At 61.8% G+C, this 23,645-nt stretch carries 19 protein-coding genes; 2 read left to right on the top strand and 17 right to left on the bottom strand.

What is annotated here, in order from left to right:
- Positions 1–51: 51 nt before the first annotated feature.
- From BQ4888_RS02190 to mutS, 6 genes are all read right to left on the bottom strand, one after another.
- Positions 52–276, bottom strand: a complete 225-nt coding sequence (locus BQ4888_RS02190) for a 4Fe-4S dicluster domain-containing protein (protein ID WP_092053049.1) — start codon at positions 274–276, stop codon at positions 52–54.
- Between the two features lie 192 nt (positions 277–468).
- Entirely contained in the window at positions 469–1,671 is a 1,203-nt protein-coding gene (locus tag BQ4888_RS02195) for a cofactor-independent phosphoglycerate mutase (RefSeq protein WP_092053052.1), read from the bottom strand.
- Positions 1,672–1,712: 41 nt separating this feature from the next.
- Positions 1,713–2,600, bottom strand: coding sequence for a site-specific tyrosine recombinase XerD (xerD, locus tag BQ4888_RS02200; RefSeq protein ID WP_092053055.1), 888 nt, complete (start codon positions 2,598–2,600; stop codon positions 1,713–1,715).
- A gap of 3 nt (positions 2,601–2,603) precedes the next feature.
- Complete coding sequence (gene glnD / locus BQ4888_RS02205; RefSeq protein ID WP_092053057.1) at positions 2,604–5,330, bottom strand: [protein-PII] uridylyltransferase; 2,727 nt, start codon at positions 5,328–5,330, stop codon at positions 2,604–2,606.
- Positions 5,327–7,219: an N-acetylmuramoyl-L-alanine amidase gene (locus BQ4888_RS02210; RefSeq protein ID WP_170232768.1), complete on the bottom strand. Its 1,893-nt coding sequence runs from the start codon at positions 7,217–7,219 to the stop codon at positions 5,327–5,329. The genes glnD and BQ4888_RS02210 overlap by 4 nt, the downstream gene beginning before the upstream one ends.
- Before the next feature lie 3 nt (positions 7,220–7,222).
- Positions 7,223–9,838 (bottom strand): DNA mismatch repair protein MutS, encoded by a 2,616-nt coding sequence (mutS, locus tag BQ4888_RS02225; protein WP_092053065.1) that lies wholly within the window; start codon positions 9,836–9,838, stop codon positions 7,223–7,225.
- A 212-nt stretch (positions 9,839–10,050) separates the two neighbouring features.
- Between mutS and BQ4888_RS02230 the strand changes: the two genes are divergently transcribed.
- Positions 10,051–10,560 carry a hypothetical protein gene (locus BQ4888_RS02230; protein WP_092053068.1) on the top strand — a complete coding sequence of 170 codons (510 nt, stop codon included), beginning with the start codon at positions 10,051–10,053 and terminating at the stop codon, positions 10,558–10,560.
- Positions 10,561–10,568: 8 nt separating this feature from the next.
- Positions 10,569–11,483: a cation diffusion facilitator family transporter gene (locus BQ4888_RS02235; protein ID WP_092053087.1), complete on the top strand. Its 915-nt coding sequence runs from the start codon at positions 10,569–10,571 to the stop codon at positions 11,481–11,483.
- Positions 11,484–11,523: 40 nt separating this feature from the next.
- On the opposite strand, the gene BQ4888_RS02240 is transcribed toward BQ4888_RS02235, so the two are convergent.
- The 11 genes from BQ4888_RS02240 to BQ4888_RS02290 form a co-directional block, all read right to left on the bottom strand.
- Positions 11,524–11,823, bottom strand: coding sequence for a zf-TFIIB domain-containing protein (locus BQ4888_RS02240; protein WP_092053089.1), 300 nt, complete (start codon positions 11,821–11,823; stop codon positions 11,524–11,526).
- 68 nt (positions 11,824–11,891) lie between these two features.
- Entirely contained in the window at positions 11,892–12,830 is a 939-nt protein-coding gene (gene cas6 / locus BQ4888_RS02245; protein ID WP_092053092.1) for a CRISPR system precrRNA processing endoribonuclease RAMP protein Cas6, read from the bottom strand.
- Positions 12,827–13,633: a hypothetical protein gene (locus BQ4888_RS02250; RefSeq protein WP_092053095.1), complete on the bottom strand. Its 807-nt coding sequence runs from the start codon at positions 13,631–13,633 to the stop codon at positions 12,827–12,829. The genes cas6 and BQ4888_RS02250 overlap by 4 nt, the downstream gene beginning before the upstream one ends.
- A 19-nt stretch (positions 13,634–13,652) precedes the next feature.
- Positions 13,653–14,774 carry a tRNA guanosine(34) transglycosylase Tgt gene (tgt, locus tag BQ4888_RS02255; RefSeq protein ID WP_092053097.1) on the bottom strand — a complete coding sequence of 374 codons (1,122 nt, stop codon included), beginning with the start codon at positions 14,772–14,774 and terminating at the stop codon, positions 13,653–13,655.
- A 33-nt stretch (positions 14,775–14,807) separates the two neighbouring features.
- Entirely contained in the window at positions 14,808–15,578 is a 771-nt protein-coding gene (locus BQ4888_RS02260; protein WP_092053100.1) for a septal ring lytic transglycosylase RlpA family protein, read from the bottom strand.
- 65 nt (positions 15,579–15,643) lie between these two features.
- Positions 15,644–16,525, bottom strand: a complete 882-nt coding sequence (locus BQ4888_RS02265; RefSeq protein ID WP_092053101.1) for a hypothetical protein — start codon at positions 16,523–16,525, stop codon at positions 15,644–15,646.
- A gap of 221 nt (positions 16,526–16,746) precedes the next feature.
- A complete protein-coding gene (locus BQ4888_RS02270; protein WP_092053104.1) occupies positions 16,747–17,700 on the bottom strand; it encodes an acetyl-CoA carboxylase carboxyltransferase subunit alpha in 954 nt (317 codons plus the stop codon).
- 84 nt (positions 17,701–17,784) lie between these two features.
- Positions 17,785–21,255 carry a DNA polymerase III subunit alpha gene (dnaE, locus tag BQ4888_RS02275; protein WP_092053106.1) on the bottom strand — a complete coding sequence of 1,157 codons (3,471 nt, stop codon included), beginning with the start codon at positions 21,253–21,255 and terminating at the stop codon, positions 17,785–17,787.
- A 168-nt stretch (positions 21,256–21,423) separates the two neighbouring features.
- Positions 21,424–22,404 (bottom strand): hypothetical protein, encoded by a 981-nt coding sequence (locus BQ4888_RS02280; RefSeq protein ID WP_092053109.1) that lies wholly within the window; start codon positions 22,402–22,404, stop codon positions 21,424–21,426.
- 143 nt (positions 22,405–22,547) lie between these two features.
- Positions 22,548–23,129 carry a Maf family protein gene (locus tag BQ4888_RS02285; protein ID WP_092053112.1) on the bottom strand — a complete coding sequence of 194 codons (582 nt, stop codon included), beginning with the start codon at positions 23,127–23,129 and terminating at the stop codon, positions 22,548–22,550.
- Positions 23,130–23,230: 101 nt separating this feature from the next.
- Entirely contained in the window at positions 23,231–23,611 is a 381-nt protein-coding gene (locus BQ4888_RS02290; RefSeq protein WP_092053114.1) for a hypothetical protein, read from the bottom strand.
- Positions 23,612–23,645: the final 34 nt, after the last annotated feature.

Genomic DNA, 23,645 nt, shown 5'->3' on the forward strand with positions numbered 1-23,645 from the left:
CGTTCCGGCCTCCCGCGTCTATTTGGCGAGGTGCGGAGCGCGCTGAGAATATCAGGCGATGTTGACTTTCTTGAAGATGGTAATGGCCACATCCGGACAGATCCGGGCGCACATGGCGCAAGAGACGCATTTTTCCTGATCCTCGTCGCTGATGACCGCCGGCAGGAAGCCCTGGCGGTTGAGCTTGTCACTCATGTGGATCAGGCCGTAGGGGCAGGCGGTGGTGCAGAGTCCGCAACCCTTGCAGCGCAGTTCATCGATTACAACTTTTGGCACGATGGCTATCCTTTTCGAACGCAAACCACTTTAGATAACGACAAATCTTGGCGTTTCAATCAAGTTTTTGAAATTAACAAACACCCCCTCGGGCGTCAATGAAAAACTCCCTGGCAACCTATGGCCGGATGAAACAAAGGGGCGATCCGACCGTGTGGACCGCCCCTGGCGCAACCTTGCAGTAAATTCAAGTCAGCCGAGCAGACGGCGCATCATGGCGTGCCCTTCGCGCAAGTGCAGGCCGGTGGAGTGGGCGGCCTTTTCACTATAACCCGCGACTTTCCCCACCGGCGGAAACTCTCCGGCCGAGCCGAAGAGGATATAGGGGACGGGATCGAGGGTGTGGGTCATTTTGCGCACCGGGGTGGGATGATCGGGGAGCACCAGCACCCGGTGGTCGCCCAGAGCCGGCAGCCCGGCCAACACCGTGCCGACCACCAGCTCGTCGAAGGCCTCGATAGCGGCGATCTTGTCTTGCAGATTTCCGGAATGGGCGGCTTCGTCCGGCGCCTCCACATGCAGGTAGACAAAATCCCGGGTTTTAAGCGCTTCCAGGGCGGCCTCGGCCTTGCCCCGATAATTGGTGTCGAGATAGCCGGTGGCGCCGGGAACATCGATGATATCAAGCCCGGCGCAGACGCCGATGCCTTTGATCAGGTCGACGGCGGAGATGACCGCGCCGTTGACCCCGAATTTCTCCTTCATCGTCTCCATACGCGGGGCGCGCCCGTGTCCCCAGAGCCAGATGGAGTTGGCCGGGGCGAGATCGGCGTCCATCCGCCGGTCGTTGACCGGGTGCCCCTTGAAGAGCATCTGCGACGAAGTCATCAGATTGATGAGGATCTCAGCCCCTTCTCCCCTGGGCAGGTGGTCCTCGATACTCTGGTGGGTGAGATCGTGGGGTGGAGTGAAGGTCAGTTTGTCCTTGCCCCCCTTCCAGACCATCAGATGCCGGTAGGAAACCCCAGGATAAAAGTGAAACTCGTCGCCGCCCAGCTCTTCCTGCAGGGAGGCGATCAGTTCCCGCGCCTCGGCGGTGGTGATATGCCCGGCGGAGAAGTCCTCCATGTAAAGCTTGCCGTAATGGGGGAGCAGCGTCACCAGATTGAGACGAAAGGCGACGTCTTCAGGGCCCAGCTCCACTCCCATGCTTGCCGCTTCGAGGGGCGAACGGCCGCTGTAGCAGGTCGCGGGATCGTAGCCGAAGACAGAGAGGTTGGCAACGTCACTGCCGGGATGAAAGCCCTGGGGAACGGTTTCCATCAGACCGATCTCTCCCTTTTGGGCCAAAGCGTCCATGTTCGGGGTGTTGGCATGTTCCAAGGGGGTCCGTCCGGAGAGCTCCTCCAGGGGTTCATCGGCCATGCCGTCCCCTAATAAAACGATATATTTCATGATCTCCTCGTGATGAGATGGTTTTCCGGCCTGGCCATGGATCAGCCCCGGGGATGATGTCGCTCGTGAATCCGGCGCAAGCGTTCCCGGGTCACCTGGGTGTAGATCTGGGTAGTGGAAATGTCCACATGACCGAGCAGGGTCTGCACCGAGCGCAGATCCGCTCCGTTTTCCAGCAGATGGGTGGCGAAGGAATGGCGCAGGGTATGGGGGGAAATATCCTTGATAATCCCGGCCTCGGCGGCGCGGCGCTTAATAATCTTCCAGAAGCCCTGCCGTGTCAACCCTTTGCCGGCACGGTTGAGAAAAATCCGGGGGTCACTCCCCTTCCCCGCCAACAGTGGGCGGGCGTCGGCCAGATAGAGGCGCAGCTCGTCACTCGCCATCTCGCCGAGGGGAACGATGCGCTGCTTGCTCCCCTTGCCGAAGACCCGCACATAACCTACATCGAGTTGCAGATCGGAAAGGCGCAGACCGACCAACTCGGAGACCCGCAGGCCGGTGGCATAGAGCACTTCCAGCATCGCCCGGTCACGCCGATCGCGGGGCGCGATCCCCGTCGGCGCGGCGAGCAGGCGCTCGACCTCGGCGGGCGAGAGGGCATGGGGGAGGAGGCGTGGGGCTTTCGGGGATGCGATGAGCGCGGCGGGATTGGTCGCCGTCACCCCCTCGGCGAAGAGAAACTTGTGGAACATACGCACGGCGGTGAGCTTGCGCGCCCGACTGCGCGGCGCCAGCCCGCTTTCCCGCAAATGCCCGAGATAGCCGAGGATCGCCGTCGGTGTCACCGCCTCGGGGGTGTGGATGCCGGAGCCGGCGAGAAACTCCAGGTAGCGGGCGAGATCCCGGCCGTAGGCGTCGAGAGTGTGGGCGGAAAGCCCCTTTTCCACCAGCAGCAGGTTGAGAAATTGATCGAGACGGGCGTCCATGGCCTAGGCGGACGCTTTTTCTTCCGCAGCCAACTCCTCCAGCCCTTCCAGCAGCCGTGCGCGAATTTCCTCCAGTTTCTCCGGGGTGGTCACCTTGTGACCGAAGATATCCTGCACATAGAAGGTGTCGGAAACCTGATCGACCTTGGTGGAGATCTTCGAGACGCCGATGTAAAGCCCCAGTTCCTTGAGGGCCTTGGTGATCTGATAGAGCACCCCGACCCGGTCCTGGGCGTAGATGTCGATAACGGTGTACTCGTCGGAAACGTCATTGTCGATCTCCACCCGGTTGTTGAACTTGGGCCGGGGACGGGAGGGAGGCAGGTTCGAGCGGTGGCGCTTGCGCACCAGTTCGTCGACCCGTATCCGTCCTTGGATGACCGTCTCCAGCTCCTCCTCGACCTTGCGCCATTTGTCGTCATTTTCCACCAGATCACCGGCGGCACCGCTGACCTGCAAGACGTCGATGGCGATACCGTTGTTAAAGGTGTTGATCTGGGCACCGAGGATGTTGATGCCGTTGGCGGCCAGAACCCCGGCGATTTTGGAGAAAAGCCCGGGGATATCGAGGGTCGAAATGGAGAGCTGGGTATAGCTGCCCTCGGGCTCCTGCTCCACCTTCAGCGCCAGGGTGCGGTTCTTTCGGCTGAAGGCGAGGCGCAGATGCTCGGCGATGACCGCCGAACGGTTGGAAAGAACGTAGCGGGTCGACATTTCCTTCAAGGCATCCTGCACAACGCGCTTGCCGAATTCATCCTCCAGAAGGCCCACCACCTTGCGCTTACGGTTGCGGACCTTTTCCGAGCGCTGTTCGAGCTGGAAGTTGCCCCGCTCCAGCACCTGATAGGTCTTCTCGTAGAGCTCCTTGAGCAGAAAGCCCTTCCAGTCGGACCAAACGTCGGGGCCGACCGCCCGCAGGTCGGCGAAGGTCAGCAGGTAGAGCATATTGAGGTTTTCGCTCATCCCCATGGTCTGGGCGAACTGCATGATCAGCTTGTCGTCGTGCAGGTCGCGGCGCTGGGCGATATGGGACATGTCGAGATGACGACGCACGAGAAATTCAAGGCGGGCGCTGTCCTCCTTGTTCAGGCCCATGCGCCGGGCGAGGGTCGGAATCATGTCGGCCCCCTTGTTGCAGTGATCCCGCCCTTCCCCCTTGCCGATGTCGTGCAGCAGCACCGCCAAGAGCAACAGCCCGCGTTTTTCGATATCGCCGGCTACCTTGGTCAGCAGGGGCGCCGTCTCCCGGTATTCGCCGAGCCAGAGCTTGGCGATCTCTTCCACGGCGAAGAGGCTGTGCACATCGACCGTGTAGATGTGATAGGCGTCGTACTGCACCTTGCAGAAGATCCGCCCAAATTCGGGGATAAAGCGGTTGAGGAACTGCAGGTGGTGCATGTCCTTGAGGGTCGCCACCAAACCCTGGGGATGGCGCAGGATTTCGAGAAAATCCTCGTTGATCGCCCGGCTCCGTCGCACCCGGTCATTGATATGCTCGAGGTTTTCACGGATCAGCGCCTTGACGGTGACACTGAGCTTGACCCCGTGGCGCTGGGAAAGGAGAAAGGCGCGCATCATTCGCGCCGGCTCCTTTGCGAAGATATCCCCCTGACTCACCTGCAGTTCGCCGTGCAGGATGAAAAAACCGGGTTCGACGGCGCGCCGGGTGAAGTAGCCGAAGATCCCGGTTTTCGGTTCGCTGCCGCGCACCGCCTTGCCGAGCAGGCTGGAGGCGATGTGCTCCGTCTCGGTGGCGTGAGCGTAGAAATCCTGCATGAACTGCTCCACCGCCAGCCCCTTGCGGCCATCCTTGAAGCCGAAAAAGCGGGCGAGCTTTTCCTGCTTGTCGAAATGCAGCTGCTCGTTCTTGCGCGGCGACAGGTAATGGAGTTCGTTGCGCACCCGCCAGAGATAATCGAGGGCCGCCTCGTAGGCCTCCCCCTCCTGCTCACTGATCACCCCTTTGATAATCAGATCGCGCAGGGATCGGGCCTTGAACTTGACCCGCGCCACCCAGAGGACGGTCTGTAGATCGCGCAGTCCCCCCTCCCCCTCTTTGATGTTGGGTTCGAGCAGGTAGACGGAGGAACCGTACTTGCGCAGACGCCGTTCGTTTTCCTGAAGTTTCTCTTCGATAAAGGCGCGGCTGTTCTGACTGAGCACCTTCTGATAGACCTTGCGCTCGTATTCGCCATAGAGTTCCTCGTCGCCGACGAGGAAGCGGGAATCGAGCAGGGCCGTCCGTGCCGTGACATCCTGGGCCGCCATGTCGAGGCAGTCCTGCTCGGTGCGGACACTGTGGCCAGGGGGCAGACCGAGATCCCAGAGCAGGTAGAGGAAGCGTTCGGAGAGGAGTTCGGCGAAAGACCGATCCTTGCCGCTGTAATAGAACATCAGGTCGATGTCCGAATGGGGGTTGAGTTCACCCCGGCCGTAGCCGCCGATGGCAATCAGCGCGCAGGCACCGACTTGGGCCGACGGCACGTCGGCGAGAATGCTGCGATAGAGGTTGCGCAACAGGGTATCGGTCATCGACGTAAGGCTGCCGACGACCTGCCGCCCCGAGGCGCCCCCCTCATGTTTCGCGCGGATGCGCGGACAATGATGATCGAGATAGGCGCGCCCGGCGGCAAGGAGCAACTGGCGGCGCTCCTCGTAAGGGATGGCCGGGTCGGTCAGCAATTCCCGGGAAAAGAAGGGTTCCGTGCGCTCAGTGGGATCAAGAGTCATTTTCCGGCCACCTGTTTGAGAGCCGAGGCGTAGTTAAGCACCCCCTTGACGATCGCGGCGCTGGTCTGCAGTTGAAACTCACGGCTGGCCAGACGGGTTTCTTCCCGCTTGTGGCTGATAAAGGCCGCTTCCACCAGCACCGAGGGCATGGTGGCGCCGACCAGGACGTAGAAGGGGCCCTGCTTCACCCCCAGATCACGAACATCGGGATATTCCCGCTTCAGGTCACGAACCAGGGAATTCTGGATTTCCGCCGCCAGGCGGCTCGATTCGTTGATCTTGGCATTGGCCATGAGATCGAAGAGGATCAGTTCGAGATCGCCGACCTGTTTGAGGGAGATACCATTTTCCCGGGCGGCGACGGCGGCGGCCTTGTCGTTCTTGGAAAAGTTCAGATAATAGGTCTCCACCCCGTAGGCGCTCTTGTTGTGGCTGGCGTTGGCATGGACGGAGATGAAGAGATCGGCGCCGACCTTGTTGGCGATGGCGGTGCGCTCCTCCAGGGGGATAAAGACGTCGCGGTCGCGGGTCAGAATGACTTGGCAACCCAATTCCCGCTCCAATTCGGTCTTGAGCAGCTTGGCCATGGCCAGGGTGATGTTTTTTTCCTGGAGCCCCGAAGGGCCGATGGCGCCGGGATCCTTGCCGCCGTGACCGGCATCGACGACGATACGCCGCAGCCCCGCCGCCGGACCGGAGATGGACGCCTTGCGCGGAACCTCCACCGGCTTCTTCGCGACCGCCGCCGGAATCTTCGCCGGCGGGGGAATCGGTTTCTTTTCCGCCGGCGGAGCGGCGCGCAGTTCCGCTTCCGGAGCGGCGCTCAGCACCGCTTTTTCGTCACCGTAGACATCGACCACAATACGATAGGGATCGGGCAGGGTGAAGGTCTTGTAGCTGTGGTAGGCGACCAGATCGAGGACAACGCGCATGGTTGTCGGATCGAAACGGGCGGCGCGCACCTGACGCAGCAGGCCATCGTCGACCTGCATGTTCTCCGTCAGGTTTGCCGCCGGCCGGACCTTTTTGATATCGAGATAGATGCGCGGCGGCATACCGGACGTGGTATCGGCGGGCAGCACGTTGGCGGTAAATTCCGGAGTTCCCTCCAGATCGACGACGATGCGGGTATAGCCGGGCTTGGACCAGTAGCGCACCCCGGTCAACAAAGCCTCCCCGGCGGCCGGTAGCACGGCGGACGGGGTGGCGGCAACGCTCCCGGCGGAATCGGGCGCGGGAGGTTCCGCCAACATCTCCGTGGCGACCGCCACGGGCGGGGCCGGTGCCGGCGGGGCCGGTGCCGGCGGGGCCGGTGCCGGCGGGGCCGGTGCCGGCGGGGCCGGTGCGGGGGGGGCCGGTGCGGGGGGGGGCGTCGCCGATGGCGGCGGCGCGAAGGCGATCAGCGCCACCGCCCGGCTGCGTGCCTGGGAAAGCATATCGCCTTCGGGATAGCGCTCGACCACCGCCTGATAGCGGAGGTAGGCCAAATCCTTCTGTTCAAGCAGGGTTTCGTAAATGACACCGGCGGCGAAAAGGGCGTCGTCGGCCAGCGACGATGCCGGATGGTTTTCCGCCACCCGCTCAAAGAGGCGCACGGCGGCGCCAGCATCCCCGGGATTGCGGGAGACATCGTAGAGCTCACGGGTAGCCCGCGCCGCCATGAAGAGCCCGTCGGCGCTGCGGGTGCCTTGCGGATGATTTTCCGCCACCGCCGCGAAGGCTTTGATCACCGGCTCCCATTGGTCGCGATGAAGCTTTTTCTGAGGGGAATTGACGAGCCGGGTATAGCCGTCCTTGGCCTTGCCGTAGGCCGCCTCGGAGGCATCGCCGAAGACCGGCGCGGGAAGCAGGAAAAAACAAAGCAAAAAAGCGAAAAAGACAGATCTCATGATTTACACCAGGGCTTTAAGTTCATCGAGAAGATTCAAAGCCTGTAAGGGAGTCAGACACTGGACGTCGAGTTCCGCCAGCCGTTGCCGCAGGGGGTCGGCGGCACTCTCGAAAAGGGAAAGCTGGGGGGAGGCGGCGGCCTTTTTCCGACCCTTGCCCCGGGCCAGACGCGGTTCCCCTTCCCCTTCAAATTCCCCCGATTCGAGATTTTTCAACACCTCGCGGGCGCGGTCGATGACTTCCCGGGGGAGTCCGGCGAGGCGGGCGACCTGGATACCGTAGGAATGGCTGGCACCGCCCTTGACGATCTTGCGCAGAAAGATGATCTGCTCGTTCCATTCCTTGACGGCGATGTTGTAGTTCCGCACCCGCTCCCGGGTCAGGGCGAGATCGATCAGTTCGTGATAATGGGTGGCGAAGAGGGTCTTGGCCGCCACCTCGGGAACGTCGTGAAGGTATTCGGCCACCGCCCAGGCGATGCTGAGACCGTCGAAGGTCGAGGTGCCGCGACCGATCTCGTCGAGGACAATGAGGCTGCGGGGGGTAGCATGACGGAGGATATTGGCCGCCTCGGTCATTTCCACCATAAAAGTCGACTGGCCACGGGCCAGGTTGTCGCTCGCCCCGACCCGGGTGAAGATGCGGTCGACCACGCCGATGCGGGCGGACCCAGCCGGCACCAGGCTGCCCATCTGCGCCATCAACACGATCAGCGCCACCTGGCGCATGAAGGTCGACTTGCCCGCCATGTTCGGGCCGGTGATGATCAGAATCTGGTTTTCGCGGGTGTCCATGAGCAGGTCGTTGGCAACAAATCGTTCGGAAAGGCTCATCGCCTCGATCACCGGATGCCGCCCCTCGCGGATCTCCAGATCGCCGCTTTCATCCATCTCCGGCCGAACGTAATCGCGCTCATGAGCCAGCTCGGCCAGCGCCGTAAAAACATCGAGCTCGGCAAGGGCGGCGGCGGTCGCCTGGATGCGCGCCCCTTCAGCCGCCACCTGCCGGCGAAGTCCCTGGAAGAGATCAAATTCGAGCTGGGTCAGACGCTCCTCGGCCCCCAGCACCTTCTCCTCGTACTCTTTCAGAGCGGGGGTGATGTAACGCTCGGCGTTGGCCAGGGTCTGACGCCGCTGGTAGTCCTCCGGCACCCGGGCAAGATGGCTGCGGGTGATTTCGATGTAATAACCGAAGACCTTGTTGAAGCGCACCTTCAGCGAAGAAATGCCGGTACGCTCCTTCTCTTGGCTCTCCAGGCGGGCGATCCAGCCCTTCCCTTCCCGGCTGACGGCGCGCAGTTCGTCCAGTTCGGCATTGAAACCATCGCGGATGATCCCCCCGTCGCGCAGAACAAAAGGCGGATCGTCGACAATGCCGGCGGCGATGAGGGCACAGAGTTCTTCCAGGGGATCGATATTCCGTCGCAGTTCGATCAGACGCGGGCTTTCGCACTCGGCGAGCAGCTCGACAAGCCCGGGCAGCCGCTCGAGGGAAGCGCGCAGCGCCGTCAGATCTTTGGCGTTGGCGTGAGCCATGGAAATCTTGCCGTTGAGCCGCTCCAGATCGTAAACCCCGTCCAGCGCCGTGCGCAACTCGTCACGGAGCAGGCTTCTCTCGACCAGTTCCGCCACAGCTTCATGCCGCGCCTGAATCGGCTCGATACGCAGCAGCGGCTGGTTGATCCAGTGCTTGAGCAGACGCCCGCCCATGGCGGTGACGGTGCGGTCGAGCACACCGAGGAGCGAACCCTTGCGCCGCCCGTCGTGGAGAGTGGCGGTCAACTCCAGGTTGCGGCGGGTCGCCTCGTCGATCACCATGAAATCGCCGCCCTGGCTCGTGGTCGGCGGACGCAGATGGGGCAGAAGCCCTTTTTGCGTTTCTTCCAGATAGTAGAGAACGGCGCCGGCGGCGCGGATCGCCCCGGTCAATCCGGCACAGCCGAAGGCTTCCAGGGGGGCGTCATCGAAGGCGGCGCGCAGGGCTCCCTCCGCCCGGTCGGGAGCCAGCACCCAGTCGGGAAGCCATTCGACGCGGCGGCCGTCGAGAATCCCGGCCAACTCCTTGCGCAGCGCCTCCCCTTCTTCCCCCGTCGCCAGCAGCACCTCCCGGGGATTGAAGCGAAGCAGTTCGCCGCGCAGGCCTTCCGGCTCGGAGACTTCCGTCAAGCTGAACTCACCGGTGGTGATATCGACCACAGCCAGGCCGAAACGACCCGGGCGGCCCGCGGCGACGGCGAGCAGATAGTTGTTTTCCTTGGGTTCGAGGGTGTCGGTGTCGACCACCAAGCCGGGGGAGACGACGCGCACTACCTCGCGGCGGACGATCCCCTTGGCCGCCTTGGGATCTTCCACCTGCTCACAGATGGCAACCTTGTAGCCCTGTTCCACCAGGCGGGCGATATAGGGCTGACAGCTGTGATAGGGAATGCCGCAGAGGGGGACTTCCTCGGCCGCCCCCTTGTTGCGGGAGGTCAGGGTGATGTCGAGGACGCGGGAGGCGGTAACGGCGTCGTCGAGGAACATTTCGTAGAAATCGCCGAGGCGAAAAAAGAGGATGGCGTCAGGATATTGCTCTTTGATTTCCAGGTACTGCCGCATCATGGGGGTGCTGCCGGACATACCGCTATCAACCTCGCCTTGCTTGAAGCGCCAACAAAGCCGAGACGTCTCCCCGACTTTGCCGGCTAATATTAATCTTGGGCATGTTAGCAGAGGCCATGGACGGTGTAAACTCTTTCCGGGGTGCTCGCAACCGTCTCGCATCCCGCAAAAACCTTGACAGGTGCCGACCGGGATGCTAATAGGAAACGCCAACCTCAATAGGAGTTTTCATGTCCAGCGCAACAAAGTCGACCGATCCCTGCCTCGACCGGGAGAGCTACCTCATCGCCACCCTTGACGACGAAATTCGTGCCGACCAGCTCTGTCACGAGTTGCTGCGCCGTTGCTACCTGTATCTCGTCGAGGCCCACGAACTGCCCGCCGAAGAGACCAGCCGCCTCTGCTACGGGGTCAGCTATTTTCTCTGCGAATACCTCATCCCCGAATTCCGGATCAGCCCCTTCGACCTCACCGCCGTCCAGGTCCGTCGCTTCGCCGGTCACTGGTACATCATCCGCAACATGGAACCGAACCTGGCCGAGTTGACCAGCATTCTCGAAGGGATTCTCGCCTTTGCCGCCTTCTGCCGCGAGCGTGATCTGATGAGCGCCGAGCAGGTCGCCACCATCGAGGGGGCCTGCGCCGAACTCGACTTTTATCGTGACCGGATCGACAGCTTCTGGGCCATTGAAAAAGAGGGCTACGACGCCTGGCAAGCCGTCTGCCCTCTGAAAGACTGAACCCGGCCATGGATCACGCCCGCCTCAAGCTGCGCGCCGCCCGCGTCTCCATCGCCACGGCCGCCGGCCTGGCGCTGCTCAAGCTTGTCACCGGCATTTTCACCGGCTCCATGGCCGTGCTCGCCTCGGCCGTCGACAGCCTCCTCGACATCCTCATGTCGGGGGTCAACTACCTGGCCATCCGCCAGGCCGACCAACCGGCGGATCAGACCCACCCCTTCGGCCACGGCAAATACGAAACCCTCGCCACCATCATCCAGTCGCTGGTCATCACCCTTTCCGGCGCCTGGATCCTCTTCGAGTCGGTGCGCCGCCTTCTCGCCGGCCCCGAACTCACCGCCCTGGGCGGCGGTATCGCCGTGCTGCTAGTGAGCACGGCGGCATCCCTCGTCATCACCCGCTATCTGCGGCGAATCGCCCGACAAACCGACTCCTCGGCGCTGCAGGCCGATTCCCTGCACTTCGCCATGGATGTCTACACCAACCTGGCCCTGCTCGCGGGCCTCGTCATCATCCAGTTCGTCGACATTCCCTGGCTCGACCCGGTCCTCTCCCTGCTCGTCGGTCTCTATATTATCAGCGAGGCGGTCAAGCTCCTACGCCACGGGCTGCGCGATGTCCTCGACGAAAAACTGCCCGAGGAGATCCGGCAGAAAATCACCGAGATCATCGAGAACTATCCCGGTGAAAAGATCGACTTCCACAATCTACGCACCCGCCGGGCCGGTTCCCAGAAGATCATGGATTTTCACCTCAATATCTGCAAACACCTGACCGTGGAAGCAGCCCACGAGATCGCCGACCGTCTGGAAAAGCGCATCGAAGCCGAGATCCTCGGCGCCGACGTCACCATCCACATCGAACCCTGCCAACGCCCCGACTGCCCCGGCCGCGCCGCTTGCCAAAAAGAACAGGGCGCCTGAAGCGCCCCGCGTGAATCCTCAAGAATTTTATTCCCCCCTCTCATTCCTTCTCCTCGCCGAACCACTTGTCGAACCAAGTGCGGTGATCCTTTTCCGCGAGGGTTTTCAGGTCCTTGGGGCCGAGCCAGATGCCGCCGCAGCCGGGGCATTTGTCGAGGGGGACGTCGCGGAAGGTCATGGGCTGGATTTCGTCACCGCACTTGGGGCAGCGATTGCGGCAGTGGGAACGGATGAGCTGCTCACGGGTTTCCTGCCTGAGCTTCTCGATCTTCTCTTGTTCTTCCTTGTAGAAGTACTGATTTTCGAGGGCCTTCTTGCGCTCGTCCCAGAGATCGGTCATGATCGCCTCCACAGGTAGCCGGTTTTTATTAATCATACCAGGCAACTGCGGGCCAACAAGAGCAAGATTCAGGGAATCTCTTTAATATATAGATAGCCGGCGCCGTAGGTCGCCCCCTTCCCCAGATTGAGCAAAGCGGCGAGGCGCAGCAGCCAGAGCACCTCCGCCAGCCCCTCCCCGCCGAGATCTAGTTTCCCCACCACCCCGCCGAGTTCCCGGGACTCTCCCCCTTCCTCATCCTCCAGCACCCGCCAGTCCCGCCAGCGCAGGCGTCCGCCCAACACCTCGACCCGGCGTGCGGCGTCAAGCAAGGGAGCGGGATCATCAAAAAGCTCCACCTCGCAGTGGGCATGCACCATGGAACCGACGCGCCGCAAAATAAAGGGGAAGAGATTTTCCCAACCGGGACGAAAGAGGGGGCGGCCGTTGGCGAGCAGCCGTGCTGGGGTATGCAGGGTCAGACGTACCCTCTCCGGCACCGGCAGGCCGTCGAGCCACCAGTCGGCGCGGGTCAGCACCAGCGGCAGTGGGGCGGCGGAAGCCAGAGACCAGATCGGGGAGCGGTTGCCGGAAAGATCCTCGGCCAACACTGCATTCAGGGTGAAACGCCCCTGCCCCTGATCAATCCCCAGTTCGCCGAGGGCCAGCCACACGCGACAGAAAGAGGCGAGTTGCCGCACCCCACGCCCAAGGAGGAGCAGCGGCAATTCGAGGGATTCACCGGCGGCCAGCACGCGCGGCAGCTTGGCGGGCGGTTGCAGAACGAAGGCGGGGCCGGGACGCTGATAGCGGCGCTGTGCGTAAGGATCGGAAGAAACGGGGGGATCGAAGAGAGCTACGAAGGCCTCCGGCGCCAGACCGGCACGCCGCGCCGCCCGCCGCAGTTCGCCGCGCAGACCCGGCAACATCGCCTCGCTAAAGGTGAAGTCCTCGCGAAATTCGAGCACTAAAAAGGCGCGAACGAATTCGATGCGCTCTCCCTGGGGGATGGGAAAAGGAGCGCTCATGACCGCCGCCCCTGACTGCGTTTAGAAAATTCCTCTTCCACCAGACGCTTTTGACCGGGAGCCAGGCGCTTTGAAGCAAGCAGCCCGCGCAGGTCGGCGCTGGTGAGTCGCGGCAGATGGACGGTGAACCAGACCGCCGGGGTGCGGGGATTTTTCAGCAGGGCCAGGCGCACATTGGGGCGTTGTTGCCAGCGGGGATGGCGAGCGATGCAGGAGATCGTTTCGGGAGCGGCGGCGGGGCCGTTGAAAAACTGGAGGATGGAGACCTCGCGCAGGCGATGGTTCTGGAGGCAGGCATCCATCAGGCGGATATCCCCTTCCTTGAGCAGGGCATCGACCAGGGTCGCCGTCCCCCGTCGGGCCAGGGTCAATTTGTTGCCGAGAGGAACGGTCGGTAGCCGCTGCAGGATGATCCGCTCGGCGGCAACCTTCTGATCGGGGGTCACCCCGGGGAGGTAGCAGATTTCCAGCAGTTCGAAAAGATAGAGCTGGCCGAGCAATCCTTGCAGCACCACGCCCGAGGTGCCGGGATTGCGGCTCAAGGCAACCTTGAGCCGGTGGCTCGACGCGACGACGGCGAGGCGGGAAATCTCCTTGAGCAGATCCTCGGAAAGATCCCGGCGTTTGAGCAGCGCCGACAGGTGTTCCTCGCCGAGGCGGGGATTTTTCAGCAAGGTTTGCAACACCTCACCCGAGGGGTCTTGCAGCAGTGAAAAGAGCTCCGTCCCGTCGGCGGTCAGCGCCCGATGCAGACGTCGGGCCAGATCGACGCTGAAGGTCTGCTCCCCCCTCCGCTCGGCCATGGCTCATGCCCTCCCCTGCTTACTCGTCGCCAGCGCCGGAAAACCCGTAGCGACCGAGGAACTGAGCCTTGAAGGCCTTGAATTCGTTGCGTTCAATGGCGGCCCGGGTCTGCGCCATCATGTCCAGATAGAAATGGACATTGTGGATCGCCGAGAGAATCGCCGAGAGGATCTCGTTGGCGTTGAAGAGATGATGGAGATAGGCGCGGGTGAAGTTCCGGCAGCAATAGCAGGAGCAGGAGGCATCCACCGGATAGAAGTCGCGCCGGTAGCGGCGATGGGTCAGGCGCAGCTTGCCGCGGCTGGTGAAGAGCGTGGCGCTGCGGGCGTAGCGGGTGGGAATCACGCAGTCGAACATGTCCATCCCCCGCTCGACGCTTTCGAGGATGTCCTCGGGCAGCCCGACCCCCATGAGATAGCGGGGTTTGTTTTCCGGCAGGAAGGGGGCGGTGTAATCGACGACCTTTTTGAGCAGTTCCAGCCCCTCGCCGACGCTGACCCCGCCGATGGCGTAGCCGGGGAAATCCATGGCGGTCAGGGCCTTGGCGCAGTCCCGGCGGAGATCATCGTAGACGCTCCCCTGAACGATGCCGAACAGGGCCTGATCCTTGCGCTTGTGCGCCTTCAGGCAATTTTCCGCCCAGCGCAGGGTCTTGCCGATCGACTTGGCGGCGTAGTCGTGGGTCGCCGGATAGGGAATACACTCATCGAAAGCCATGATGATGTCAGCACCGAGGGCGTTCTGGATGGCCATGGCCTCGGCCGGACCGAGAAAGATCTCGTTGCCGTTGACCTCGTGCTTGAAAAAGACTCCCTCTTCGGTGATCTTCTTTTTCGGCAGGGAAAAGACCTGAAAGCCGCCGCTGTCGGTGAGAATCGGCTTCTTCCAGTTCATGAAGGCGTGCAGTCCACCGGCCTTTTCCACCAGCCCTTCGCCGGGGCGCAGATGTAGGTGGTAGGTGTTGGAGAGGATGATCTGGGCACCGGTCTCCTCGACCTGGGCCGGGGTCATCGCCTTCATCGCCGCGTGGGTGCCGACGGGCATGAAAATCGGCGTCTCGATGACGCCGTGGGGGGTTTGCAGACGGCCGCGCCGGGCCGCGCTTTCGGAATCGGTGTTGAGCAGGGTGAACTGGAACATGGAGGGGAAAACTTTCCTGAAAATGGCGCCAGGCTATTCGAAAGCCACGATGAAGGCGCCGGGATAATTCATCTGTTCAAAATGGATACGGGCCGCTTCCGCTTCCTCGATGGAGCGGTAACGACCGGCGCGCACCCGGTAAAAACGCATGCCGTCGATGAGCTCTTCGCGCACATCCGCCGCGCCGACCTTGCTTTTCATCTCACCGGCGAGGCGCTGAGCGTTTTCCGGCAGGGTAAAGGCGGCGAGTTGTACCGCGTAACTGCCGATATCGTAGCTCGGCAGGGGTTGATAGCGCAGCTCTCCTTGGGCATCACGCACCTGGGTGCCGAGGGCCTCGACCCGCACCGGCGCGGTGCCGGGGCCGGCGACGCCGAGGGCGTGGGCGGCAGCGTAAGACAGATCGATCAGCCGCCCCTTGACGAAGGGCCCCCGGTCGTTGACCCTTACCACCGCCTCGCGGTTGTTGCTGAGATTACGCACCTTGACAAAAACCCCCAGGGGCAGGGTTTTATGGGCGGCGGTCATGGCGTGCATGTCGTAGATCTCGCCGTTGCTCGTCTTGAGCCCGTGAAAATCGGCGCCGTACCAGCTGGCGATACCCTCCTCCACATAGCCGCGATGATCCAGCAGCGGGTCGTAACGCACCCCATTGACTGTGTAGGGGCGTTGATAGGGCTTGAGTTCCCGCGCTGAAACGGTGCGCGCCGGACTCTGAGGCGTGGCGCCGGGCGCGACCGTCACCGGCTCGTCATGGAGCACCCGCACGTCATAGCGCGGTCCGCCGCAGGCGGCCAGCGCCATAAAAACTCCGCCCGACAGCAGGCAAAAAATAGTCCATTTTATCATTTGTCTTTACCTGATTGGGGTCAGGGTTCGATCCCCGGATGAGCGGCCCCGGACTCTTCCGGCGGCGATTCGTCATCGACCCCGGCCGCCTTGATCCGTCCGACGATATGCCCGGGAATGGCGACGGCCGCCATGACTCCCAACTGCACGGGATAGGCGACCGGGCCGAACCAAGAGGCGGCACTCAGCCCCTCGCCGGCAATGTAGGTACCGTAGGCGGGATAGAGCACCCGGTAGTCGTCCTTCCGTTCCTCGCGCTCATCCCGGTCGTAATGGAAGCCGAGGGTGTCACCGGTAGCGAGCCCCTCCTGATGCAGCGGCACCAGCGGCAACATGCGCAGAAAGGCATACCAGCCCTTGTATTCCCGCTGGGCGAAGTCCTTGGCATGCGCTCCCTCGTGCAGGGCGATGGAGGCGTGATCCGAATAGAGGTTGATGGTGTTGGTGAAGGGATTGTAGTGATCCCCGCCAAAGACCCGTCCCGGGAAGATGGTATAGGAAACGGTCGTCAGCACTCCCAGGGTGTAACGCCAGAAGCCCCCGACCTCACGATTGCGCACGAGGCGCGACCATTCGCCGCCAGGAGCGTATTCGTTGATGCGCACCTTGACGTTGGCGAGATCGTTAGCGACCAGGTAGTCCCGCAAATGCCCTTCGGTTTCCGGGGAAATATCGTGATTTTCGATGCGCCAGTTCCAGAGAATGAGTTTGGACGGCAGACTGAAAAGGTAATGACCGAGGCCGTCGACGAAGGCGTTGGGGCGGCCGCGATGGACCTGTTCCTCACCAGTGCGCAAGGCGAGAACGTCTCCCCCTTCCACCTCTTGCGTATAGGTATAAGGGACCGCCATGCAACCGGAAAAGAGCGTCAGCGTCAAGAGCAGCATTACCAGACGGATCATCTCATCCTCCCCCTATTGCCGAACTTCCACTCAAAAAAACAGGAAAATCCCAACGTGCCAAGGAAACCAGGGCGGTGGCCACCGGCCCGCCGCCCTGGAATGTCAGCTCTTCGACTTCGCATTTTTCATCGACAGTGGAACAATGGGTGACTCATTCAAGCAGATCGAGACCGACCACGGCCAATTTCCCCGGCCCCTCCCCGGCCACCATGGCTCGGTCCCTATTCCTTCACCCGGGACATGGCGCGGAACTTCTGATAGCGCTGCTCGACCAGTTCCTCGGCGGTCAGACTCTTGAGTTCATTGAGATGCTTCTTGAGGTACCGTTTGATGTTGGCGGCGGCCTCACGCGGGTTGTTGTGCGCCCCGCCGAGAGGTTCGGGGATGACGTCGTCAATGACGCAGCCGAGCTCGGCGATGTCGGTGGCGGTGAGTTTGAGCGCCTCGGCGGCCTGCGGCCCCATGGCGCCGTCGCTCCAGAGAATGGCCGCGCAACCTTCCGGGGAAATAACGGCGTAGACCGAGTATTCCATCATCATCACCCGGTTGCCAACGGCGATGGCGAGAGCGCCGCCCGAACCGCCCTCGCCGGTGACGGTGACGATCACCGGCACGGTCAGCGCCGCCATCTCCCGCAGGTTGCGGGCAATGGCCTCGGCCTGGCCGCGCTCCTCGGCGCCGATGCCGGGAAAGGCGCCGGGGGTGTCGACAAAGGTGAAGATCGGCAGATTGAACTGCTCGGCCATCTGCATGACCCGCAGCGCCTTGCGGTAGCCTTCGGGGTTGGGCATGCCGAAGTTGCGGTAGACCTTCTCCTTGGTGTCCCGCCCCTTCTGATGGCCGATCACCGCGCAGGGTTCGCCGTCGAGGCGGGCGAAGCCGCAGACCAGGGCCGGGTCGTCACGAAAGTTGCGGTCGCCGTGCACCTCGAACCAGTCGGTGAAGATGTACTCGACGTAATCGAGGGTAAAGGGCCGGTTCATGTGCCGGGCGAGCTGGGTGCGCTGCCAGCGGGTCAACTTGGAGAAAATTTCCTCGCGCAGCTTGGCGGCCTTCTTTTCCAGCTTGAGGATGTCGCCGGCGAAGTCGACCTTTTCCGTGGAAAATTCCCGCAAGTCGCGGATTTTCTGCTCCAGCTCGACCAGGGGCTTTTCGAAATCGAGATAAAACTGCATCGCTGTAGCTCCTGCCAAAATACGGTTTTCAATAGAAAACCTTAGTATATCCAAGAGGATGGATCAAGGCAATGAAACGCCCGATCACTCGAAAGTGACGACATTATAGCCAAACAACTTCTCGGCGGCATCCATTATTTCATCAGAGGCCGAGACTTTCTGGGATTCGGGCAGACCGATGACGGTTTCGCTGCGGTTGGGAATGACCAGATGCAGCAGCACGTCGCAACTCCCCCGATGGCGATCGATGATATCCTTGAGCGCCGTCAGTTGCCCTTCGGTGAGACCCGGCGTGGTCAACCGGAAATGGACCTTCTTCGTCAGCCGCTCCTTGACCTCGCGCAGGGGGAGCACCTCCGTCGCCAGCAGCTTGCAGGATTCTTCCCCCACATCCAGAGTGCCGCTCACCAACAGCGGCTCCTCCCCCTTGAGCAGTTCCATGGCGGCCTGATAGGTCTCGGGAAAGACCACCATTTCGACGAAACCGGAAAGATCCTCCAGGGTGACGAAGGCCATGCGGTCCCCTTTTTTGGTGGTCAGCTCCTTGAGGCCGGCGACGATGCCGCAGACCTTGACCTCCGACTTGTCCGGGCGCTCGTGCAGTCCGGCGGTGTCGCAGGTGGCGAAACGCTTGATCGCGGCGCTGTGCCGGGCCAGGGGATGGCCGGTGATGTAGAAGCCGAGGGCTTCCTTCTCGAAGCCGAGCAGGACGTTCTCCGGCCACTCATCGATATCGGGAAGCTTGCCGTAGCCGTTCCCTTTGTGGTTGACGATCTCCGCCGTGCCGAAGAGAGACTCCTGCCCCTGCTCCTTTTCCCGCTGCACCTTCTGGCCGATCTCCATGGACTCTTCAAGCACCACCATGAGCTGGGAGCGCCGGGCTTTCAGGGAATCGAAGGCCCCGCAGCGGATCAGGGCCTCGACCACCTTCTTGTTGACCTTACGCAGATCGACCTTTTCACAGAAATCCTGCAAAGAGGTGTATTCCCCCTTGGATCGCTCCTCGATGATCGATTCGAGGGCCGCCGAGCCGACCCCCTTGACCGCGCCGAGTCCGAAGCGGATGGAGTTGCCGTGCACGGTGAAGGTGCGGTCCGAGGCGTTGATGTCCGGGGGAAGCACCTCGACCCCCATGGCACGTACCTCGGCGATGTTCTTGATGACCTTGTCGGTGTTCTCCATGTCCTCGGTCAGAAGCGCGGCCATGAATTCCACCGGATAGTGGGCCTTGAGGTAGGCGGTGTGGTAGGCAACCAGGGCGTAGGCGGCCGAGTGAGATTTGTTGAAGCCGTAGGCGGCGAACTTCTCCATCAGGTCGAAGACGGCTTCCGCCTTCTTGATATCGAGCTTGTTCGCCTTCGCCCCGGCCATGAACTTTTCCCGCTCCTTGGCCATCTCCTCGGGTTTCTTCTTGCCCATGGCGCGACGCAGCAAGTCGGCGCCGCCGAGGCTGTAGTTGCCCAGCACCTGGGCGATGAGCATGACCTGCTCCTGGTAGACGATAACCCCGTAGGTGTCCTTGAGGATCGGTTCCAGTTGCGGGAAGGGGTAATCGAAGCTCTCCTGGCCGTGCTTACGCTTGATGAAGGAGTCGACCATCCCCGAGCCGAGGGGGCCAGGGCGGTAAAGGGCGACCATGGCGATCAGGTCTTCGAAGCAGGAGGGTTTGAGCTTGATCAGATATTCTTTCATCCCCGAGGATTCGAGCTGGAAGACGCCCGTCGTCTCCCCCTTGGAGAGCAGCTCGTAAGATTTCTGGTCGTCATCGCGGATCAGACGCAAATCGAAGTCGGGGGCTTTGCCCGAGCGCACCAGGCGCACCGCGTTGTCGATAACGGTCAGGGTTTTCAGACCGAGAAAGTCGAACTTGACCAGCCCGATCTTCTCCACGTAACTCATGGCGAACTGGGTGACCTGGCCTCCCGACTTGGGGTCGGTGTAGAGGGGCAGATATTCGGTCAGCGCCTTGGGCGTCACCACCACCCCAGCGGCGTGGGTGGAGGCGTGGCGGGTCAGCCCCTCCAGGGCCAGGGCGACGTTGAAAAGCTCCTTGATCTTGGCATCCTTGTCGATCAACTCCTTCAGCTTGGGCTCCTGGGCGAGGGAGTCCTTGAGGGTGATGTTGAGGATGCCGGGGATCAGCTTGGCGATCTTGTCGGTCTCGGCGAAGGACATGTTCAGCGCCCGGCCGACGTCGCGGATGACCCCCTTGGCCTGCATGGTGCCGAAGGTGATGATCTGAGCGACATTCGCTTCGCCGTAGCGCTGACGCACATAGTCGATGACCCGCTCCCGGCCATAGATGCAGAAGTCGACGTCGATATCGGGCATCGACACGCGCTCGGGATTGAGGAAGCGCTCGAAGAGCAGGTTGTAGGGCATCGGATCGATGTCGGTGATGCGGATGGCGAAGGCCACCAGGCTGCCGGCGGCGCTGCCGCGCCCGGGACCGACCGGGATGTCGTGATCCTTGCCCCAGTTGATAAAGTCGGCGACGATGAGGAAATAGCCGGGAAAGCCCATCTGCTTGATACAGTCGAGTTCCGTCTCCAGTCGCTCGCGGTAACGGGTCTCATCCTCGGCGGTCAGTTCGCGCAGCTTGCGGATGTCGGCCAGACGCTCATCCAGGCCCTTACGGGACATCTCGGCCAGAACCTCGTCAAGGGTCTGCTCGGCGGGCTTTTCGTACTGGGGGAAGTGGTAGGTCTTGAAGTCGAGTTCCAGATTGCAGCGCTGGGCGATCTCCACCGTATTGGCCAGAGCCTGCGGATACTCCTTGAAAAGCGCCGCCATCTCGCCCGGGGTCTTGACGTAGAACTCGTCGTTGGAAAAGCGCATGCGCTTGTCGTCGTCCATGGTCTTGCCGGTCTGAATACAGAGCAGCACCTCATGGGCGTGAGCCGACTCGCGGGTCAGATAGTGACAGTCGTTGGTCGCCACCAGCGGCAACGACAGTTCCTTGGCGATTTCGATCAAGCCCCGATTGACCGGGGTCTGTTCGGGAATGAAGTTTTCCTGGAGTTCGAGATAAAGCCGGTTGTTGTCGAAGATCTCAGACATCTGCCGGGTGCGCGCCAGGGCCTCGTCCATGCGTCCGGCGCCGAGCAGCACGGGAATCTCCCCGCCCAGGCAGGCGGTCATGGCGATCAGCCCTTCATTGTTCTCGCGCAGCAGCTCCCAGTCGATGCGGGGGCGATAGTAAAAACCTTCGCGGTAACCGGCGGAAACCAGCCGACAGAGATTGCGGTAGCCGGCGAGGTTTTTACAGAGCAGAACGTAGTGATACGAGGCCTCGGACGAGCCCCGGGCGTTGGTCTTCTCGAACCGGCTGCCGGGGGCGATATAGACCTCGCAGCCGATGATCGGCTTGATCCCGGCGGCAACCGCCTTGGTGTAGAACTCGATGGCGCCGAACATGTTGCCGTGGTCGGTCACGGCCACCGCCGGCATCCTGTATTCCTTGACCCGCTCGATCAGGTCGGGAATCTTGATCGCCCCATCGAGCAGGCTGTATTGGCTATGCAGGTGTAGATGAACGAAATTGGTATGTTCCATGAAACGATCCAGCCTTCGATGAATTCCGGAAAAAGCCGTGATGAGAGGATAAGCGTGAATGGCGAGCTTCCCGTGACGCTCCGGGCGTCCGCGGAAAAGGGAGGTTGGATACTACCACCGGGAGGATTAAATGGTCAACTCGGTTCAGTGCCGCCGGGCGGCTACGGATTAATGCGTCTCTTCCTGGGGGATCTTGGGGTAGTAGCCGAAGACCAGTTCCAGCCTCAAGAGGATGCCGGGCGTCACTTCGTAATCCTCTTCCCGGGGGAAACTGACCTGGGGCACCACCTCGTAGAAGAGCCAGTCGCGCCAGATGCGCTGCCGGTAGCGAAGGCTGAGGGTGACATTTTCCAGACGGTGATGGGGATGGGTGACGAAACCGTTGGACCAGCCATAGACCAGGGTCCGCCGGCGGCTGAAGGGCTGATAAAGAGAAAAACCCAGGCCGTAAGCGTAGCCGTGATCGTCCTTGTCCCAAACCCCTTCGGCGGTGGTGCGGAAAAAAAGTTTATCTCGCACCTGCCGATCGAAATCGAAGAGGGTCCGGGCGCGGATCGTCCCATCGGTGATAGTCGTCAGCCGCTGGGTGAAACGAAAGGTCCAATCATCGAGGGGGATGGTGCGCCGATAGCGCGGTTCGAGGAAGACGGCGGGCATGCCGTCGCGCCAGCGCAAACCGCTGCGCAAGCTCAGGTGACGTAGTGTTTTGCGCTTGATAAAGTACCGCAGCGAAAGGGAGAAATCCTCTTCGTTGTCGACCACGGTCGGCGATGTCCCCTCCGCCCCGGAGATAGCGCGATAGCCGTCCTCCTCATCCGGATCCCCGGCGATCAACAGATGCAGACGGTCCTCCAGAATCGGCAGGTCAAGGCGCAGAGCGGCGCGCACATCGTATTCGACATCCGACTCATCCTCGGCAAAGAGAGAGAAACGGACCTTGAGGCGGGTCTTACTCTGCTCGCTCTCAAAACGGGGATCGGCAAAGAAGTTGTCAAGCCAGTGCGCCGAGGCGAGCAGGCCGAGGGAAGCCTGGCGATGCAGCGCATCCACCCCGGTCTCTTCCTCGGCCAAGGCGGTTCCGGTCTGAAGAAGGAGCAGAAGCGTGATGCAGACAACAATTATTCGGAGAAAACCGACCGATCGCGTCATGGGCAGCAAGTTCCTCTGGCGACAGTTCCGGCTGAACCATTCATCAAGTTGTTAAAGCGTAACAGAAAATAGTTTGCGATAAAGGATTGGAAGATAAAAACAAGATATGGGATGAGTGCCCTTTTGCGCACGAGAAAACCGCGTCAGAGAACCTCGACGCCGAACTGTTCGAGCATGGCGGTCAGGCGGATCAGCGGCAGGCCGATGAGCGCGGTGTAGTCAGAACCCTCGATGCGCTCCATCAGGGCGATGCCGAGGCCTTCGATCTTGAAGGAACCGGCGCAGTCGACAGGATTTTCCCGCTTCACATAGCGCACCAGCTGTTCCCGATTCAGCCGCCGCAACGTCACGGTGAAAGTCACGACATCCGTCGAAACCTCGCGGGAAAGGCTGTCGTAGACCGTAACGCCGGTATAGAAGGTGTGACTGCGCCCCGCCATCTCCCGCAGTTGCTCCACCGCCGCCTCGGCGGACCCGGGCTTGCCCAGCACCTTGCCGCGCGGGTCGGTAAAAACCTGATCGGCGCCGATGATCAGGGCATCGGGGAAGCGCTCGCCGAGACTCTTCGCCTTGTGCAGGGAAAGATGCCGAACCAGCAGATCCGGGGCAATTTCCTGGTCGATACGCTCCTCGAAAAGAGGCGCGGCGACCTGAAAGGGCAAGCCGAGTTGTCGCAGCAGTTGCAGCCGGTACGGACTGGTCGAAGCGAGAACGAGAGTACGCATGCAAAAACCCCCTGAGTAAATTTTTTTCCCTTTTAACCCAGGGTTCGGCCAAATGCAAGACGTGGCGGATTAAAACCCCCGGAAGGGGCCTCTGCCGGACTTCAGGCCACCGCCCGCCAAGGCGTGCGCTCCTCGGCGATCCGCGCGGAGCGCTCCCCCCGGCCACTGCGGGGCGTGGTGATCCCCTGGCTGCTCAATTCTCCGGTCAAGCCCGCGGCCACCTCGGTCAGGGCGGCGCTCACCCGCTCCCGGTCGATGCTCGCCACAAACCGGCTGAAATCGCCCCGCGCCAGCCAGGCATCGACAAAAGTCACCTGCGGATTCTCGCCGACTTCCACGATCACCTCCCCTTCATAGCCCCCGTCACCGAGGATACCGGAGACGGTGAAGCCCTCTGTCCGCATTCCGGAAAGTCGCTCGATGCGATCCGTTACAAAATAAAGCGCATTGCCGTTGTTATCCGACACATTCAGCCAGACCATAGGTCACCTCCCAAAGAGTTGATTGCCGATGGGA

It is taken from the genome of Desulfuromonas acetexigens, from assembly GCF_900111775.1.
Classification (GTDB): Bacteria; Desulfobacterota; Desulfuromonadia; order Desulfuromonadales; family Trichloromonadaceae; genus Trichloromonas; species Trichloromonas acetexigens.